The 18,274-nt window shown below is 60.6% G+C and carries 14 protein-coding genes; 13 read left to right on the forward strand and 1 reads right to left on the reverse strand.

From position 1 onward, the window contains the following. Window positions 1-27 precede the first annotated feature (27 nt). From ACPYOJ_RS04735 to ACPYOJ_RS04795, 13 genes are all read left to right on the forward strand, one after another. Window positions 28-1,593, forward strand: coding sequence for an ABC transporter ATP-binding protein (locus ACPYOJ_RS04735; protein WP_168832847.1), 1,566 nt, complete (start codon window positions 28-30; stop codon window positions 1,591-1,593). Further along, the gene (locus ACPYOJ_RS04740) at window positions 1,583-2,683 is read left to right on the forward strand and encodes an ABC transporter permease (protein WP_481415213.1); all 1,101 of its coding nucleotides are present in this window, start codon (window positions 1,583-1,585) and stop codon (window positions 2,681-2,683) included. Before ACPYOJ_RS04735 ends, ACPYOJ_RS04740 begins: the two co-directional genes overlap by 11 nt. Continuing rightward, window positions 2,680-3,597: an ABC transporter permease gene (locus tag ACPYOJ_RS04745; protein WP_481415214.1), complete on the forward strand. Its 918-nt coding sequence runs from the start codon at window positions 2,680-2,682 to the stop codon at window positions 3,595-3,597. The genes ACPYOJ_RS04740 and ACPYOJ_RS04745 overlap by 4 nt, the downstream gene beginning before the upstream one ends. Window positions 3,598-3,648: 51 nt before the next feature. After that, entirely contained in the window at window positions 3,649-4,719 is a 1,071-nt protein-coding gene (locus ACPYOJ_RS04750; protein WP_481415215.1) for a BMP family ABC transporter substrate-binding protein, read from the forward strand. 146 nt (window positions 4,720-4,865) lie between these two features. Next, complete coding sequence (ytfQ, locus tag ACPYOJ_RS04755; protein WP_168832740.1) at window positions 4,866-5,828, forward strand: galactofuranose ABC transporter, galactofuranose-binding protein YtfQ; 963 nt, start codon at window positions 4,866-4,868, stop codon at window positions 5,826-5,828. A gap of 119 nt (window positions 5,829-5,947) precedes the next feature. Then, entirely contained in the window at window positions 5,948-7,471 is a 1,524-nt protein-coding gene (gene ytfR, locus ACPYOJ_RS04760) for a galactofuranose ABC transporter, ATP-binding protein YtfR (protein ID WP_481415216.1), read from the forward strand. After that, window positions 7,468-8,484 carry an ABC transporter permease gene (locus ACPYOJ_RS04765; RefSeq protein ID WP_481415217.1) on the forward strand — a complete coding sequence of 339 codons (1,017 nt, stop codon included), beginning with the start codon at window positions 7,468-7,470 and terminating at the stop codon, window positions 8,482-8,484. Before ytfR ends, ACPYOJ_RS04765 begins: the two co-directional genes overlap by 4 nt. Continuing rightward, complete coding sequence (gene yjfF / locus ACPYOJ_RS04770; RefSeq protein WP_481415218.1) at window positions 8,481-9,449, forward strand: galactofuranose ABC transporter, permease protein YjfF; 969 nt, start codon at window positions 8,481-8,483, stop codon at window positions 9,447-9,449. Before ACPYOJ_RS04765 ends, yjfF begins: the two co-directional genes overlap by 4 nt. Window positions 9,450-9,464: 15 nt before the next feature. After that, complete coding sequence (locus tag ACPYOJ_RS04775) at window positions 9,465-10,217, forward strand: FadR/GntR family transcriptional regulator (protein WP_168832736.1); 753 nt, start codon at window positions 9,465-9,467, stop codon at window positions 10,215-10,217. 79 nt (window positions 10,218-10,296) lie between these two features. Then, on the forward strand, window positions 10,297-11,661 hold the full coding sequence (gene glmU / locus ACPYOJ_RS04780; protein WP_481415219.1) for a bifunctional UDP-N-acetylglucosamine diphosphorylase/glucosamine-1-phosphate N-acetyltransferase GlmU: 1,365 nt from the start codon (window positions 10,297-10,299) through the stop codon (window positions 11,659-11,661). 96 nt (window positions 11,662-11,757) lie between these two features. Next, a complete protein-coding gene (gene glmS / locus ACPYOJ_RS04785; RefSeq protein ID WP_481415220.1) occupies window positions 11,758-13,584 on the forward strand; it encodes a glutamine--fructose-6-phosphate transaminase (isomerizing) in 1,827 nt (608 codons plus the stop codon). Window positions 13,585-13,700: 116 nt separating this feature from the next. Continuing rightward, complete coding sequence (locus ACPYOJ_RS04790; protein ID WP_168832733.1) at window positions 13,701-14,405, forward strand: DUF502 domain-containing protein; 705 nt, start codon at window positions 13,701-13,703, stop codon at window positions 14,403-14,405. 193 nt (window positions 14,406-14,598) lie between these two features. Then, window positions 14,599-16,092, forward strand: coding sequence for an esterase-like activity of phytase family protein (locus ACPYOJ_RS04795; RefSeq protein WP_481415221.1), 1,494 nt, complete (start codon window positions 14,599-14,601; stop codon window positions 16,090-16,092). A gap of 40 nt (window positions 16,093-16,132) precedes the next feature. Here ACPYOJ_RS04795 and recG read toward each other — a convergent pair whose 3' ends face one another. Beyond that, on the reverse strand, window positions 16,133-18,238 hold the full coding sequence (gene recG / locus ACPYOJ_RS04800) for an ATP-dependent DNA helicase RecG (protein WP_481415287.1): 2,106 nt from the start codon (window positions 18,236-18,238) through the stop codon (window positions 16,133-16,135). Window positions 18,239-18,274 lie beyond the last annotated feature (36 nt).

An 18,274-nucleotide genomic window follows, 5' to 3' on the forward strand; every position in this document is an offset into this window, starting at 1 on the left:
GAGAGAAATGAGGGGAACGTGTCGTCATTGAATGCGCTGTCGTCCGGTGCGTTACTGTCGGTTCAGAAGCTGACGAAATTCTTCGGTAGCTTTGCTGCCTGCAATGAAATCGATCTCGATATTGCCCCAGGCGAAATTCACGCGCTTCTGGGAGAAAACGGCGCGGGAAAATCCACGCTGGTGAAGATGCTGTTCGGCGTGCTGGAGCCGACCGGCGGCCAAATCTTTTGGTCGGGAAAATCGGTTGCGATCGACTCTCCGGGAGAAGCCCGCAAACTCGGCATCGGCATGGTCTTCCAGCATTTCTCACTTTTCGAGGCGCTGACGGTCGCCGAAAACATCGCGCTTTCCCTCGATGACAGAATTCCGATCGGCAGGATCGCCGAAGAGGCGAGGGCACTGTCGCGCGCCTACGGTCTGCCGCTCGATCCGCACGCCCACGTCGCCGACCTTTCCGTCGGCGAGCGCCAGCGCATCGAAATCGTCCGCGCCCTGCTGCAGAACCCGAAGCTGATCATTCTCGATGAGCCGACTTCCGTTCTGACGCCGCAGGAGGCCGACAAGCTTTTCGAAACCCTCTTCAAGTTGAAGGCGGAAGGCCGCTCTGTCCTCTACATCAGTCATCGTCTCGAGGAAGTGCAGCGTCTTTGCGATCGCGCCACGGTGCTGCGCCACGGCAGGGTGACGGGCATCTGCGATCCGAAGCGCGAGACGCCCGGCTCGCTCGCCAGAATGATGGTGGGTTCGGATGTGGCGAGCGTCACACATCCCGATCGCGGCAATCCGGGGGATGTTCAGCTCGCGGTGACAGGCCTCTCGGTCGCACCTCGCACGCCCTTCGCCATGCCGCTGAAGGATGTATCGCTCGCCGTTCGTTCCGGTGAGATTCTGGCAATTGCCGGTGTCGCCGGAAACGGGCAGGGCGAACTCTTCGACGCGCTGTCCGGGGAGTATCCCGTGGCTTCGGCAGATGCGATTGTCATCCGCAGGCAACCCGTGGGCACAAAGGGCATCGCTGCCCGCCGCCTGCTCGGCGCGGGTTTCGTTCCCGAAGAGCGCCATGGGCACGCCGCCGTTCCAACCATGAGGCTTTCCGACAACCTCGTACTCGCGCGCAGCCAGTCGGATCGAAAGACCTTTCTCGCGGGCGGCTTCCTCAAGGTTATCCGCCGCGGCGCCGTGAAAAACGCTGCACGACGCATCTCGGAAGTCATGGATGTTCGCAAGAGCGGCGAGGATCCACCGGCCGGATCGCTCTCCGGCGGCAATCTTCAGAAATTCATCGTCGGCCGCGAGCTGGATCGCCAGCCTGCGGTTCTGGTGGTCAATCAGCCGACCTGGGGCGTCGATGCAGGTGCTGCGAGCCGCATTCGTCAGGCGCTCGTCGATCTCGCACGCGCCGGCTCTGCCGTCATCGTCATCAGCCAGGACCTCGACGAGATATTCGAAGTGGCGACCGAAATCGCGGTCATCTCGGAAGGACGCCTCTCGCCGCCGTTTCCTGCCGGCGAACTGACACGTGAGAAAATCGGCCTGTTGATGGGCGGCCTGCATCAGAGCGGGTCCGGTGCAGAGATCGCCCATGCGCATTGAACTCGAGAAGCGGCCTCAGACGTCGAAACTCTTCGGATTCGTTTCGCCGCTCCTGGCATTGGTCCTCACGCTGATTGCAGGCAGCATCATGTTTAGCCTGCTTGGCAAGGACCCCGCCGAGGCGTTGGATGCATTCTTCGTCGAACCTTTGCTCGAGGTCTGGTCGCTGCACGAGCTGGCGATCAAGGCCGCACCGCTGATCCTGATCGCCGTCGGTCTTTCCGTTTGCTACCGCTCGAACAACTGGAATATTGGCGCCGAGGGCCAGTTCACGATGGGTGCGATCGTAGGCTCGATCCTGCCGATTGTCTTCTACGACTGGCATTCGCCGCTGGTCCTGCCGCTGATGCTCATCATGGGCGCGATTGGCGGTGCGCTCTTCGCCGCCATCCCGGCCCTCCTGAAAGCGCATTTCAACACGAACGAGATTCTGACCTCGCTGATGCTGGTCTATATCTCTCAGCTTTTCCTCGATTGGCTGATCCGCGGTCCCTGGCGCGATCCGCAGGGCCTCAATTTTCCGGTTTCGCGTGATTTCGCGCCGGAGGCAATCGTCCCCGCTATTTGGGAAGAGTCCGGACGCGCCCACTGGGCTTTCATCTTCGCGATCCTCGCGGCGATCCTCGTCTGGTTCATGATGCGCTATACGCTGAGGGGCTTCGAAATTGTCGTGCTCGGCGAGTCGGAGCGGGCAGGGCGGTTTGCCGGCTTCTCCTCGAAGGGCATGATCTGGTTCAGCTTCCTGTTTTCCGGCGCGCTTGCCGGTCTCGCCGGCATTTCGGAAGTGTCGGGTTCGATCGGCCACCTTCAGCCGGCGATTTCGCCCGGCTACGGCTTTACCGCAATCATCGTCGCCTTCCTCGGGCGTCTCAATCCGCTGGGCATCATCGCCTCCGGCCTGGTGCTGGCGCTGACCTATCTCGGCGGTGAGGCGGCGCAGCTTTCGATCGGCGTATCGGACAAGGTGACGCGTGTTTTCCAGGGGCTTTTGCTCTTCTTCGTGCTCTCCTGCGACACGCTGATCTTCTACAGGGTCAGGATCGTCTGGTCGCGCGTTCATCAGGCGGTCGTCGGAAAGGCAGCGGAATGATTTTCGAAGCCATTCTGCTCACCGTCATCACGGCCTCCACGCCTCTCGTGATCGCTGCCCTTGGCGAACTGGTGGCCGAGCGCTCGGGTGTCTTGAACCTCGGCGTCGAGGGCATGATGATCATGGGCGCAGTCGGCGCCTTCGCGGCTGCCCAAGTCACCGGTTCGCCCTATGTCGGATTGCTGGCCGGGATCGCTACCGGCGCTCTGTTTTCGCTTCTTTTCGGCTTTCTGACGCTGACCCTGGTAACCAATCAGGTGGCGACGGGGCTTGCGCTGACGATCCTCGGGCTCGGCGCGTCCGGCATGCTGGGAGAGCCCTATGTTAGCGTTCCCGGTATCCGGCTGACACCGATCGTCTTTCCCTTCCTGTCGGAAATCCCTTTGTTGGGGCCAGCCCTATTCCGCCAGGATATCATCTTCTATCTCTCGATCGCCCTTCTTTTCGGCGTCAGCTGGTATCTCTTCCGCAGCCGAAGCGGGCTCAAGCTGCGCGCGATCGGCGACAACCACTCCTCGGCGCATGCGCTTGGTATAGAGGTCATCCGAACGCGTTACCTGGCAGTGATCTTCGGCGGCGCCTGCGCGGGCCTCGCCGGCGCGCAGCTCTCGCTTGTCTATACGCCGCAATGGGTGGAGAACATGTCGTCGGGGCGCGGCTGGATCACGCTCGCGCTTGTGGTCTTCGCCTCATGGCGTCCCTGGCGCGTCTTTGCCGGCGGCTATCTCTTCGGTGCGGTCACGATCCTGCAACTGCATGCCCAGGCCTTGGGCATCGGCATTCCGGCGCAATTCCTTTCAATGCTGCCCTATGCAGCCACTATTGTAGTTCTCGTCATCATTTCTCATAATCGGCGTACGACGTTGATCAATACGCCCGCGTCGCTTGGAAAGGCCTTCGTGCCGGAGCGATAGAAGAACAAAGAAACGGGTTTCCAGAAGATCTTCAAACCAACAGGGGTTATCATGAAGAAAATAGCACTCGCACTCGCCGCATCGGCTGCCGCGGTTATTGGCGCCGGTTCCGCTCATGCCGCGGACAAGACCAAGATCTGCTTCGTCTATGTCGGCTCGCACACCGACGGCGGATATTCGCAGGCACACGATCTCGGCCGCCAGCAGGTCCAGCAGGAGTTCGGCGACAAGATCGAAACGCCGTACCTCGAAAACGTTCCTGAGGGTCCGGATGCCGAGCGCGCTATCGAGCGCCTGGCTCGCTCGGGCTGCAAGCTGATCTTCACCACATCCTTCGGCTTCATGGACGCGACCGTAAAAGTTGCCGCCAAGTTCCCGAAAGTGAAGTTCGAGCATGGCACGGGTTACAAGACGGGCCCGAATCTCGCCACCTACAATTCGCGCTTCTATGAAGGCCGCTACATCCTCGGCCAGATCGCCGCCAAGACCTCGAAGAATCACGGTGCTGCCTACATCGCTTCCTTCCCGATTCCGGAAGTGGTGATGGGCATCAACTCATTCGAACAGGGCGCCAAGTCGATCGACCCGGACTTCAAGCTCAAGGTGATCTGGGTCAACACCTGGTTCGATCCGGGCAAGGAAGCCGACGCCGCCAAGGCCATGGTTGACCAGGGAGTCGACGTGCTGACGCAGCACACGGACACGACCGCGCCGATGCAGGTTGCCGAAGAGCGCGGCATCCATGCCTTCGGCCAGGCATCGGATATGATCGCAGCGGGCCCGAAAGCTCAGATGACGGCTATTGTGGATACCTGGGGCAACTACTACTCCAAGCGTATTCACGCGCTTCTGGACGGCACCTGGAAGTCCGAACAGAGCTGGGACGGCCTGAAGGACGGCATTCTCAAGATGGCGCCTTACACGAACATGCCGGAGGACGTGAAGAAGATGGCCGAAGAGACCGAGGCCAAGATCAAGTCCGGCGAGCTGCATCCCTTCACCGGCCCGATCAACAAGCAGGACGGTACTCCGTGGCTGAAGGCCGGCGAGAAGGCCGATGACGGCACGCTGCTGGGCATGAACTTCTACGTTGAAGGTGTCGACGACAAGTTGCCGCAATAATTCTGCAGCTATTTTGCTGCTGCCAAGGCGCTCCGGTCCGGAGCGCCTTTTTTGTTGCGCTGCATCCTAAAATAGCAATTTACAAAAGTAATACTATATGATTTTTTCTCTCTAGCCGCGAGGAGCGGCATTTGGGAGAGACAATCATGAAGTTGAAAACTGCACTTTTGAGTGCCACGGTTCTGGCTGCCTGCATGTTCGGTTCCGCGTCTGCGGCCCAACTCGTCGTGGGCTTTTCGCAGATCGGCTCGGAATCAGGCTGGCGCGCTGCTGAAACGACGGTGACGAAGCAGGAAGCCGAAAAGCGCGGCGTTGACCTGAAATTTTCGGACGCCCAGCAGAAGCAGGAAAATCAGATCAAGGCGATTCGCTCCTTCGTCGCCCAGGGCGTCAACGCCATTTTCCTCGCACCGGTCGTTGAAACCGGTTGGGACGACGTTCTGAAGGAAGCCAAGGAAGCCGAAATCCCGGTCATCCTTCTCGACCGCACGATCAAGGCTCCGGAAGACCTCTACCTGACGGCGGTTACCTCCGACCAGGTTCATGAAGGCAAGGTCGCGGGCGACTGGCTCGTCAAGAATGTCGGCGACAAGAAGTGCAACGTCGTCGAACTCCAGGGCACCACCGGTTCCTCGCCGGCGATCGCCCGTAAGAAGGGCTTCGAGGAAGCCATTGCCGGCCATGACAACTTCAAGATCGTTCGCAGCCAGACGGGTGACTTCACCCGTGCGAAGGGCAAGGAAGTCATGGAAAGCTTCCTGAAGGCCGAGAATGGCGGCAAGGACATCTGCGCCCTCTACGCCCATAATGACGACATGGCTGTCGGCGGCATCCAGGCGATCAAGGAAGCTGGCCTGAAGCCCGGCAAGGACATTCTCGTCGTCTCGATCGACTCGGTTCCGGATATCTTCCAGGCGATGGCAGCAGGCGAAGCCAATGCGACCGTCGAGCTCACGCCGAACATGGCCGGTCCGGCATTCGATGTGCTCGACGCCTACCTGAAGGACAAGAAGGAGCCGCCGAAGTGGATCCAGACGGAATCGAAGCTCTACACGCAGGCTGACGATCCGATGAAGGTCTACGAGTCCAAGAAGGGCCTCGGCTACTGATCGACGCTTTGGAACCGCACCGGCCCGTCATGGACCGGTGCGGCGTTGCCCACGCGAGCAAGACATCATGTCTGCAACTGCAAGGGCACAAGGGGTCAATATCAGGAAAATACCGAGCCATGATTCACGATTTCGAGAACATTCTCGCCGCGTCCGGAATATCCAAGTTTTTTCCCGGCGCGGTGGCGCTGGACAAAGTTGATTTCACGCTTCGCAAGGGCGAGGTGCATGCGCTGCTCGGTGAAAACGGAGCCGGCAAATCGACGCTCATCAAATGCCTGAGCGGCGCCTATCGCCGCGACGAGGGACGGCTCGCGCTGGAAGGCAGCCAGATCGATCCTGCCGATACGCTGGCCGCTCAGAAGCTAGGCATCGGGACCGTCTATCAGGAGGTAAACCTCCTTCCCAATCTCAGTGTTGCCGAAAACCTTTTTCTCGGCCGCCAGCCCCGACGTCTTGGCATGGTCGATGCCCGCGCCATGAACCGGATGGCGCGTGAATTGCTGGCGCAATATGGCTTGACCATCGATGTAACGGCGCAGCTCGATCGCTTCTCCGTCGCCGTTCAGCAAGTGATCGCCATTGCCCGGGCGGTCGATCTTTCCGGCAAGGTCCTGATCCTTGATGAGCCGACCGCAAGCCTTGATACCCACGAAGTCGCGATGCTCTTCGACATCGTAAAGAACTTGAAGAGGCGTGGGTTAGGCATTGTTTTCATTACGCACTTCTTGGAGCAGGTCTATGAAATCAGCGATCGCATAACTGTGCTTCGCAACGGTAGATTGGTCGGCACCCGGAAGACGGCGGACTTGCCGCGGCAGGCGCTGATCCCGATGATGCTCGGCCGCGAATTGGCCCAGACGGAACAGGCGGCAAGCGAGCGCGCAGTTGTAGTTGGCGATACCAAGTACCGCTTCGAGCGCTATGGCAAGCGCGGCAAGGTGAAACCATTCAATCTCAACGTTCGCACCGGCGAGGTAGTGGGCATAGCGGGCCTGCTGGGATCCGGACGCACCGAGACTGCGGAGCTTCTCTTTGGCATAGAGCACGCCGACAGCGGCAAGGCCGAGATCGATGGGAAAGCCGTGGCGCTATCAAGCCCGCGTGCCGCGATCATGAACGGCTTCGGCTTTTGTCCGGAAGACCGCAAGACCGATGGAATCATCGGCGACCTCTCGATCCGCGAAAACATCGCGCTGGCCCTTCAGGCCCGCCGCGGGTGGGCGCGGCCGCTTTCGCGCAGCGAGCAGAACGCCTTGGCGGACCAGTACATAAAGACGCTCGATATCCGCACCACCGACCGCGAGAAGCCGATCCGCCTGCTTTCGGGCGGCAATCAGCAGAAGGCCATCCTGGCTCGCTGGCTTGCTACCAATCCGGATTTTCTGATCCTCGACGAACCCACGCGCGGCATTGATGTCGGAGCCCACGCAGAAATCATCAAGCTGATCGAGGAACTTTGCGCGAAGGGCATGTCTCTGATCGTCATTTCCTCAGAACTGGAAGAACTTGTCGCCTACAGTTCACGCGTCATTGTTCTTCGCGACCGCGAGCATATCGCCGAGCTTGCCGGAGACCGCGTGACTGCAGCCGCCATCATCGATGCAATCGCAGCCGCTGAAAAGAAAATGGAGGATGCATGAGTTCCTCGCTCAAGGCGCTTGTCATACGCCTCGCCCCGCAATTGATTGCGCTTGCGGTTATTCTCCTGTTGAATTTCATAATGTTCCCGCAGTTTTTTAATGTCGTGGTGCAGAATGACCGTCTCTATGGCAGTCTGATCGACGTTCTCAATCGCGGCGCACCGGTTGCACTCCTTGCGATCGGGATGACGCTGGTCATCGCGACGAAGGGCATTGATCTTTCTGTCGGCGCAGTCATCGCGATCTGCGGCGCGGTTGCTGCATCGTTGATCGTCTCCGGCAATTCGCTTGCCTACACGCTGATCGTGACCCTCGGCACCGGATTGCTTTGCGGCGTCTGGAACGGTTTCCTGGTTGCCATCCTGAATATCCAGCCGATCATCGCCACCCTCGTTCTGATGGTGGCCGGGCGTGGCATCGCCCAGCTGATTACCGAAGGCGTGATCATGACCTTCAATGATCCGGGGCTCATCTTCCTCGGCAGCGGTTCCTTCGCCTACCTGCCGATGCCCGTGGTGACCTGGCTGGTCGCCGGTGCGCTGGTGATCCTGCTCGTGCGTCGCACCGCTCTTGGGATGCTGATTGAAGCAATCGGCATAAACCGCCGGGCCAGCACGCTTTCCGGCGTTCGCACTCCCGTCCTGCTGATGGCGGTCTACATGCTGAGCGCGCTCTGCGCGGCCGTTGCCGGCATCATCGTTGCAGCTGACATCAAGGGCGCGGATGCGAATAATGCGGGTCTTTGGCTGGAGCTGGATGCGATCCTTGCGGTGGTTGTCGGCGGCAATTCCCTGCTTGGCGGGCGCTTCAGCATTCTTGGCTCACTCATCGGTGCGATGATCATCCAGGCGGTCAACACCGGCATTCTGCTCTCGGGCTTTCCTCCTGAATTCAACCTCATCATCAAGGCGGTGATCGTCCTGATCATCCTCATCATCCAGTCGCCGGCGCTGCAGTCCACGGCGATCTTCTTCAGCCGCAAGCCGGAAGTCAGGGCGGAGCTGTCGAAATGAACTCGAAATACCTGCCGCTGCTGGCGACCATCGTCATCTTCGTGCTGTCCTATGTGGCCTGTGCGCTGCAATACCCGAACATGCTGTCGACCCGTGTCGCCGGCAATCTTTTGACCGACAATGCATTCCTCGGCATTGCCGCCGTCGGCATGACCTTCGTCATTATTTCAGGCGGCATCGATCTCTCGATCGGCTCGGTCATCGCCTTCACGGGCGTATTCCTTGCCGTCATCCTGCGGGACACCTCGATCCACCCGCTCGCCGCATTCGCGCTGGTTCTCGTTATCACGACCGCTTTCGGCGGGTTGATGGGCGCAGTGATCCATTATCTGAAGATGCCGGCTTTCATCGTGACGCTGGCAGGCATGTTCCTGGCGCGTGGCATGTCCTATGTGCTGTCGATCGACAGCATCCCCATCGATCACGAATACTATTCGACGCTGACCGGCATCTACTACCGCCTGCCGGGCGGCGGACGCCTGACGCTGATCGGCGGCATCATGCTGCTTGTCTTCACCGCGGGCATCTTCATCGCGCATCGCACGCGCTTCGGAGCAAACGTTTACGCGCTCGGTGGCGGCGTCCAGACGGCCGAGTTGATGGGCGTGCCGGTTGGCCCTACCACCATCCGCATCTACGCGCTTTCCGGCTTTCTGGCGGGACTATCGGGAATCGTCTTTTCACTCTATACCTCTGCCGGCTATTCGCTGGCGGCGGTCGGTGTGGAACTTGACGCCATTGCCGCGGTGGTCATTGGGGGGACGCTGCTGACGGGGGGAGCGGGATTCGTCGCGGGAACTTTTATCGGTCTCTTGATACAAGGGCTCATTCAGACGTACATCACCTTCGACGGGACGCTTTCGAGCTGGTGGACAAAAATCCTTATCGGCCTTCTGCTCTTTGCGTTTATTCTGATGCAAAAGGCTATTCTGTTCGTTTCCAGCCTGAACAAGAGGTACGCCTGACGGAGGACTTGTTACTTGCGCAACCGATTGCTTGAGACACGAAGGAGCGGTCGCAGGACCCGCACCAGCCACGCGCAGGTCGTGGATGAGCTCGGCAAGGCCATCGTGGCCGGGACCTATCCGGTCGGCTCGATTCTCCCTGGCGACGCCGAGCTTGCGCAGCGCTTCAAGGTCTCTCGAACGGTTCTTCGCGAAACGATGAAGACGCTCGCGGCCAAGGGCATGGTTGTCGCCAAGGCGCGTGTCGGCACGCGCGTCACCGAGAAGACCTTCTGGAACATGTTCGACAGCGAGATCATCGCTTGGCATTTCGATCATGGCGTTACCGAAGAATTCCTGTTGCAGCTCTACGACATTCGGCTTGCCGTGGAGCCGTTCGCCGCTGGGCTGGTTGCAGAGCGCGCGAACGGCGATGACATCGCCACGCTGCGTGCGTTGGCGCTCGATATGGCCGAACCCGGCCACACGGCGGAAAGTCTCGCGTTCGCCGACCTGAAATTCCATCTGGCAGTTGCCGATGCCTCCCACAACCCGTTCATGCGCACGCTCGGAAGCCTGATCGAGGCTGCACTGGTTGGCATGTTCCGGCTCAGCACGCCGCCTTCCCAGAACGGCTTCGCCAATATCGCCGACACGCATATGCGCATTGTCGATGCAATCGTTGCAGGCGATGTCCCGGCCGCCCGCACGGCAATGGAAGCCGTCATCATCGAAGGCCGGGGGCGCGTTCGTGATGCCTACGCGGCTCTCACCCGGGTCTCGGCCTGACCAATTTCATCTTTGTCGACGGTTCGCCTTGCTGCTATGAGGCAGAACGTTGCCGAACAATGGATTCCCGGAGCCCGCCATGGAACGCACCTGCCTCGCCGTTATTCTTGCCGCCGGTGATAGCACTCGCATGAAGTCCTCAAAATCGAAGGTGCTGCATCCGGTCGCCAACCGGCCGATGATTGCACATGTCGTGGAGGCCGTGGCAAAGGCAGGTATCTCCTCCGTCGCGCTTGTTGTCGGACGCGATGCCGAAGAGGTCGCCAAGGCAGCCAGCATCGGCGGCGTCGAGGTCGAGGCGCATCTGCAGAAGGAACGTCTTGGAACCGGGCACGCGGTCCTTGCGGCGCGCGAGGCGATTGCCCGCGGCTACGACGATATTTTCGTGACCTATGGCGACGTGCCGCTGCAGACCGAGGGTCCGTTGAGGGCGGCGCGTCAGGCGCTGGCGGAAGGCAGTGACATCGCCGTCATCGGGTTCCATACAGACCGGCCGACCGGTTACGGCCGGTTGCTGGTGAAAGATGGCGAACTGATCGCGATCCGCGAGGAAAAGGATGCGACCGACGCCGAGCGCGCCGTCAAATGGTGCAATAGCGGCCTGATGGCGATCAACGGCCGTAAGGCGCTCGATCTGCTGGCGCGGATCGGAAACGGCAACATGAAGGGTGAGTATTACCTTACAGACCTCGTCGAAATCGCCCGTTCGCTGGGCGGCCGGGTGACCGCTGTCGATGCTCCGGAAGTCGAGATGACCGGCTGCAACAACAGGGCTGAACTCGCGGCGATCGAGCGTTTCTGGCAGGAGCGCCGCCGTCACGAACTGATGATCTCAGGCGTGACGATGATCGCGCCGGAGACTGTTTTCCTGTCGTATGACACCGTCATCGGTCAGGATGTGCTGATCGAGCCGAACGTCGTGTTCGGTCCCGGCGCGGTGATCGACGGCGGCGCGGTGATCCATTCCTTTTCTCATATCGAAGGTGCGCATGTAAGGGCGGGTGCGGCGGTCGGTCCTTTTGCCCGCCTTCGTCCCGGCGCCGATCTCGGCCAAGGCTCGAAGGTCGGCAACTTCTGCGAGGTGAAGAACGGTCAGATAGGCGAGGGCGCCAAGGTCAACCATCTGACCTATATCGGCGATGCGGTCATCGGAGCCGGTACTAACATCGGCGCGGGCACGATCACCTGCAACTACGACGGCGTGAACAAATTCGAGACCCGAATCGGCGCCAATGCCTTCATCGGCTCGAACAGTGCATTGGTTGCTCCGGTCAGCATCGGTGACGGCGCGTATATTGCGTCCGGCAGTGTCATCACCGACAATGTCCCCGCCGATGCGCTTGCCTTCGGCCGGGCTCGCCAGGAGGTGAAGCCTGAGCGCGCCAAAGCAATTCGCGAGCGCGCACTGGCCATCAAGGCGGCAAAAAAAACCAAGGCTGAGTAACGGCCGGAAATCGAAAGTGACCGGCTGAGCGATTGAGAAATAACAGGAAATCGCTAGGTACTGGTCTCGTTATTTCAAAGCGTTGGGGACATTTTCATGTGCGGTATCGTGGGCATCGTCGGCAGTCGTCCTGTTGCGGAGCGGTTAGTGGATGCGCTGAAGCGGCTCGAGTATCGAGGTTATGATTCCGCCGGTGTTGCGACGATCCACAACGGCGTGATGGATCGCCGCCGCGCCGAGGGCAAACTTTTCAACCTGGAGAAGCGCCTCGACGCCGAGCCGCTCTTCGGCACGACGGGCATCGCCCATACCCGCTGGGCAACCCATGGCGTTCCGAACGAGACCAATGCGCACCCGCACTTCGTCGAAGGCGTGGCTGTCGTCCACAACGGCATTATCGAGAACTTCTCGGAGCTGCGCGACGAGCTGAGTGCCGACGGTGCGATATTCGAAAGCCAGACGGACACCGAAGTCGTCGCTCATCTGATGGCGAAGTACTTGCGCGAGGGACTTGAGCCGCGCGCAGCCATGCTCAAGATGCTGAACCGCGTGACGGGCGCCTATGCGCTCGTTGTCATGCTGAAGAACGATCCGGGTACGCTGCTGGCTGCGCGCTCCGGCCCACCGCTCGCCGTTGGCTTCGGAAATGGTGAAATGTTCCTGGGGTCGGATGCGATCGCTCTTTCGCCCTTCACCAGCGAGATCACCTATCTTGTCGACGGCGACTGCGCGGTCATCACCCGTGAGGGTGCGACGATCGTCGATTTTTCCGGCAAGCCGGTGAACCGCCCGCGGCAGATTTCCCAGGTGGCGGCCTATGTCGTCGACAAGGGCAACCATCGCCATTTCATGGAGAAGGAAATCTACGAGCAGCCTGAGGTGATTTCCCACGCTCTCAGCCACTACATGGATTTTGCCGAGAACACGATTGCTGCCAATGCATCGGCGATCGACTTCCGGACGGTAAGCAGCCTCGCTGTCTCGGCCTGCGGCACGGCCTATCTCGCTGGCCTGGTCGGCAAATACTGGTTTGAGCGCTATGCCCGCTTGCCGGTCGAAATCGATGTCGCCTCGGAGTTCCGGTATCGCGAGATGCCGCTGCAGCCGTCGCAGGCAGCACTCTTCATCTCGCAATCGGGTGAAACCGCCGATACGCTGGCCTCGCTCCGCTACTGCAAGGACCATGGCCTGAAAATCGGAGCCGTGGTCAACGTCCAGGAGTCGACCATCGCGCGCGAATCCGACGCCGTCTTCCCGATCATGGCCGGCCCTGAGATCGGCGTTGCGTCGACCAAAGCCTTCACCTGCCAGTTGGCGGTGCTTGCATCGCTCGCAATCAGCGCCGGCAAGGCGCGCGGCACCGTCAGCGCGGACGAAGAAAAGGCGCTCGTGCGCCATCTCGCCGAAATGCCGCGCATCATGAGCCGTGTGCTGAACCTCGTGCAGCCGCAAATGGAAAGCCTGTCGCGTGAGCTCTCCAAGTGCCGCGACGTGCTTTATCTCGGCCGCGGAACCAGCTTCCCGCTGGCAATGGAAGGCGCGCTGAAGCTCAAGGAGATTTCCTATATCCATGCCGAGGGATATGCGGCGGGCGAATTGAAGCACGGGCCGATTGCGCTGATCGACGAGAATATGCCGGTCATCGTCATCGCGCCTTACGACCGCTTCTTCGACAAGACCGTTTCGAACATGCAGGAAGTCGCGGCTCGCGGCGGGCGAATCGTCTTCATCACCGACGAAGCGGGCGCCGCCGCGTCCAAGCTGCCGACCATGACGACGATCGCGCTTCCGAACGTTCCCGAGATCATTGCGCCGATGATATTCTCCCTGCCGATCCAATTGCTTGCCTACCACACCGCGGTGTTCATGGGCACGGATGTCGATCAGCCGCGAAACCTCGCGAAATCGGTCACGGTGGAGTGAACCGCAAGGCGGCTGCACCGCTTGTACAAGGTGTCGAATTCTGGCAGCCTCGTTCGGCAGGTGCGGGGGCGCCTGATCACGACATCCGGTAGACCCAAGGGAGTTCATCGCGAGCGATGACGAACAAGCTGCACCGATTGCCGATAGCAACGCGCATTAGAAACAACTTCCTGGCGGGCCTCATCATCTGTGCCCCGATTGCGATCACGCTCTGGCTCACATGGTCGATTGTCCGCTGGGCCGACAGCTGGGTGAAGCCGTACATTCCCGCCCGCTACGATCCCGACAGCTACCTGAATTTTGCGGTTCCCGGTTCCGGCCTGATTATCGCGATGATCTTCATCACCATCATCGGCTTCCTGGGGAAAAACCTCATTGGCCGGGGCATCGTGCAGTTCGGAGAGTCGCTGGTACACCGCGTCCCGCTGGTGCGCAGCATCTACAAGAGCGTGAAGCAGATATTTGAATCGGTGCTGAAGGAGCAAAACAATTCCTTCAAGAAGGTAGGCCTCATCGAATATCCGAGCCCTGGCCTCTGGGCGCTGGTCTTCATCGCCACTGATGCGAAGGGTGAGATCGCTACCAAGTTCAATGCGATGGGGCATGATATGGTCAGTGTCTTCCTGCCGCCCACCCCGGTGCCGACGGCCGGATTTCTGATCTTCGTCCCGCGCGAAAAGATCGTTGTTCTCGACATGTCGCCGGAGGATGCGGCAAAGCTCCTGATTTCGGGCGGACTTGTGGCGCCGGATGAACTTGCAAGCCGGGCCGCGAAGGAAAAGCGTTCCCGCAAGCAGTTGCGAGCGCCCGCGGAAACCTGATCCGCACTTCTGAGCCTGTCACGTAAGTATCACGTTGCCGCCCTACACCGCTCTTCGGGAGGCTTTCGGGCGCAATCTCATCGAACAGCTTCATAAACACCGAAGCGGGCCGTTCATATTTCGAAGCGGCTTACGGGCTTGCGTCCTGATGAAATCCTTTCCGAAAAAGCTTTTATCAAGAGGACATTGCCCCATGAAATATTCGCATTTTCCAAGGCTTCGGTTACTGGCCGCAGCCTTGATCGCATCCGCCGCCCTGACGCCGGTTGCCGCGCTTGCCGATAATTCTGTCACTGTCGGCGCCACGACTTTCGTCAATAAAGGTCTCGTCGGCATCGGCCGCATGCCGTCGAACCAGCGCGACAAGTTCGGGGAAACCTTTGGTTCCGGTTCCGGCATGTCGATCGACCAGTCGAGCTGGACGCGCGATGGCGACACCTACAAGGGCTCGCTGTGGCTGCTGCCCGACCGCGGTTACAATGCCGTTGGAACGACCGATTATCGCCCACGTCTGAATACGATCGACATTACGTTCACGCCGGTAGCGCCGGGCGCAACGCCTTCGGCCGGTAAGGAACAGTCCGGCGTTCAGGCTACGCTCGCCGATACGATGATGCTCGTGGACGACAAGGGTGCGGATACGACCGGCCTCGATCCGGAATCCGGCGTTCGCGCTGCCGCCGGTGACATGCCGCCGCTGCCTGAAGCGACGAACGGCAAGGTTGCCCTCGACAACGAAGCGATCATTCGTCTGCCGGACGGCTCCATGTTCATCAGCGACGAATACGGCCCTTATATCTACCGCTTCTCTGCCAATGGCCACCTGATGTCCGCGACGCAGCCCTCCAAGGCGCTGTTGCCGATGCGAAAGGGCACGCTGAGCTTTGCGTCGAACAACCCCGGTCCGGGTGCGGCTGCTCCCGATCCCAAGGACCCCGATACCGGCCGTCAGAATAACCAGGGCCTTGAGGGCATGGCGATGACACCGGACGGCAAGTATGTGATCGCCGTGCTGCAGTCGGCAGCCCGTCAGGATGGCGGTGATTCCGGCTCTACCCGCCAGAATACCCGCGCGATGATCTACGACGCCTCCGACCTTGCGCATCTGAAGATGGTGCACGAATATGTCGTGCCGCTGCCCGTCTTCAAGGATGCCAAGGGCAAGACGACCATTGCCGCGCAGAGTGAAATCGTCGCGCTCTCCGACACGAAATTCCTGATGCTGTCGCGCGACAGCGGCAACGGTTCGATGCTGAAGGGCGACACCTCGCTTTATCGCAATATCGGCATCGTCGATGTCTCGGCCGCGACCGACATTCTCGGAACCGATTTCGATGCTGCCAAGCCGGTCGCTCCGAAGGGCGTCGTGGATCCTTCGGTCAAGCCCGCAACGCTGACCCCTTTCATTGACATGAACGACAACACGCAGCTTGCCCGCTTCGGCCTGCACAACGGCGCACCGAACGACCGCAACAACCTGTCCGAAAAGTGGGAGGCGGTGTCGCTCGCAAGCGTCAAGGATCCGAACCTGCCGGACGACTACTTCCTCTTCGTGGTGAACGACAACGACTTCTTCACGCAGGATGGTTTCCAGGTCGGCGCAGCCTACAAGGCCGAAGGTGGTGCGGACGTCGACACCATGTTCCAGGTCTATCAGGTTACCCTCCCGGGACTGTCGGGCAAGTAACCTCTATCGAAACAAGCGGACGCGCATGTCGCGTCCGCACTCAGCCCGCACGCAGGAAGCGGATCGCCTCATCGCGCCGGAATAGATAGAGCAGCGTGCGGATCGCCGTGCCGCGTTCGCTTGTCAGGTCCGGGTCGCGCTCGATCAGATAGGCGGCGTCCTTGCGGGCGATCTCCAGAAGGTCGGCATGGGCCTCCAGGCTCGCGATCTGAAAGCCGGGGGTGCCGGACTGGCGGGTGCCGAGCACTTCGCCTTCGCCACGCAGCTTCAAGTCCTCCTCGGCGATCCTGAAGCCGTCCTCCGTCTCTCGCATGATCGAGAGCCGAGCGTGGCTGGTCTCCCCAAGCGGACCTTTGTAGAGCAGGATGCAGGTCGATGCCTCGTCGCCGCGGCCGACGCGTCCGCGAAGCTGGTGCAGCTGCGCCAGTCCGAAGCGTTCTGCGTGCTCGATCACCATGATCGTCGCGTCCGGCACGTCGACACCGACTTCGACGACGGTCGTCGCGACGAGCAGCCGCAGTTCGCCGTTCTTGAACGACATCATCACGGCATCCTTCTCCGGCCCGCTCATGCGGCCGTGGATGAGACCAATTCCTGGACCGAGAGCAGAGACAAGCGTGGAATGCCGCTCTTCGGCCGACATCAGGTCGAGTTCTTCGGACTCCTCGACCAGCGGGCAGATCCAGTAAGCCTTCTTGCCTTCGGCGAGAGCACTCTTCAGCCGCTGCACGATCTCGCCGGTTCGTTCGCTGGGAACCGTTATCGTCTGTATCGGTTTGCGGCCCGCGGGTTTCTCGGTGAGTTTCGAGACATCCATGTCGCCGAAGGCGGCAAGCACCAGCGTGCGCGGAATGGGGGTGGCGGTCATCACCAGCATATGCGGCGAGATGCCTTTCGCCGTCAGCCTCAGGCGCTGATGGACGCCGAAGCGATGTTGCTCGTCAACGACCGCCAGCATCAGGTTCTTGTAGTTGACGCTGTCCTGGAAGAGCGCATGCGTGCCGATGATGATCTGGGCCGCACCGGAGGCGATCCGCTCAAGAATGTCGTCGCGCTCGCGCCCCTTGGTTCGGCCGGTCAGCACCTCGATGCCGAGACCGGCAGAGGCCGCGAACTTGGAGATCGTCGCGTGGTGCTGCCGCGCAAGAATTTCAGTGGGAGCCATCAGCACGGCCTGGCCGCCGCTCTCGATCACGGCAGCCATTGCCATCAGCGCCACCAGAGTCTTGCCGGAGCCGACATCGCCCTGGAGAAGCCGCAGCATACGGTCTTCGCTAGCCATATCCTTTAGAACGTCGGCAACGGCCTCTGTCTGGCTGCGCGTTGGAGAAAAGGGCAGCGCATCAAGGATTTTCCGGCTGATCTCGCCGGTGGCATGGACCGGTTGCCCGGCGACCTTGCGAAGCCGCTGGCGCACCAGCGAGAGCGACAACTGACCGGCAAGAAACTCGTCATAAGCCAACCTTCGCCGAGTAGGGGCCTGCGGGTCGATGTCCGTGGGATCGCGCGGTTCGTGCAGCATATGAAAGCTGTCGGCGGTCGACGGCAATCCCTGCTTCTGTGTCAGCGAAAGGTCGGTCCATTCCGGCAATTGCGGTATCCGAGGCAACGCCGCCTCGATAATCTTGCGCAGGGTCTTCGGCGAGAGCCCGGCCGTCAGCGGGTAGATCGGCTCGACGAGCGGCAGGTTTTCCGCATCACTTGCCTTCACGATGTAATCCGGATGGACCATCGTTGCCCGGCCATTGAACCAGTCGATCTTGCCGCTGACGATGACCTCCTCGTCGATCGGGAGTTGTTTCTCCAGCCATCCCGCCTGACCGCGGAAGAAGACGAGCGACAATTCGCCCGTCTCGTCGTGAAGGAAGACGCGGTAGGGAATATTGCTCTTTCCCCGGGGAGGCGGCTGATGCCGGTCGACACGCGCCGTGATCGTCACAATCGCGCCTTGGGGGGCGCGGGCAATTCCCGGCTGGTTGCGCCGGTCGATCAACGAATGCGGCGCATGGAAGAGCAGATCGATGATCCGGGTATCCTCCGGCGCCTCGCGCCCGAGCAGCTTTACCAACAGCTCGGCGATCTTCGGGCCGACGCCCGGAAGAGCCGAAACGGGGGAAAACAGCGGATCGAGAATGGCCGGACGCATGCTGCAAAATGCGATGAACATTAGGGCATTGGCAAG

Source organism: Rhizobium sp. SVR5-9E (genome assembly GCF_056755095.1).

Bases quoted from the DNA above. Each gene is read 5' to 3' on its own strand.
- ACPYOJ_RS04740 (WP_481415213.1), top strand. From the start codon at position 1,583: ATGCGCATTGAACTCGAGAAGCGGCCTCAGACGTCGAAACTCTTCGGA.
- ACPYOJ_RS04745 (WP_481415214.1), top strand. From the start codon at position 2,680: ATGATTTTCGAAGCCATTCTGCTCACCGTCATCACGGCCTCCACGCCT.
- ACPYOJ_RS04750 (WP_481415215.1), top strand. From the start codon at position 3,649: ATGAAGAAAATAGCACTCGCACTCGCCGCATCGGCTGCCGCGGTTATT.
- ytfQ (WP_168832740.1), top strand. From the start codon at position 4,866: ATGAAGTTGAAAACTGCACTTTTGAGTGCCACGGTTCTGGCTGCCTGC.
- ytfR (WP_481415216.1), top strand. From the start codon at position 5,948: ATGATTCACGATTTCGAGAACATTCTCGCCGCGTCCGGAATATCCAAG.
- ACPYOJ_RS04765 (WP_481415217.1), top strand. From the start codon at position 7,468: ATGAGTTCCTCGCTCAAGGCGCTTGTCATACGCCTCGCCCCGCAATTG.
- yjfF (WP_481415218.1), top strand. From the start codon at position 8,481: ATGAACTCGAAATACCTGCCGCTGCTGGCGACCATCGTCATCTTCGTG.
- glmU (WP_481415219.1), top strand. From the start codon at position 10,297: ATGGAACGCACCTGCCTCGCCGTTATTCTTGCCGCCGGTGATAGCACT.
- glmS (WP_481415220.1), top strand. From the start codon at position 11,758: ATGTGCGGTATCGTGGGCATCGTCGGCAGTCGTCCTGTTGCGGAGCGG.
- ACPYOJ_RS04790 (WP_168832733.1), top strand. From the start codon at position 13,701: ATGACGAACAAGCTGCACCGATTGCCGATAGCAACGCGCATTAGAAAC.
- ACPYOJ_RS04795 (WP_481415221.1), top strand. From the start codon at position 14,599: ATGAAATATTCGCATTTTCCAAGGCTTCGGTTACTGGCCGCAGCCTTG.
- recG (WP_481415287.1), bottom strand. From the start codon at position 18,238: ATGCGTCCGGCCATTCTCGATCCGCTGTTTTCCCCCGTTTCGGCTCTT.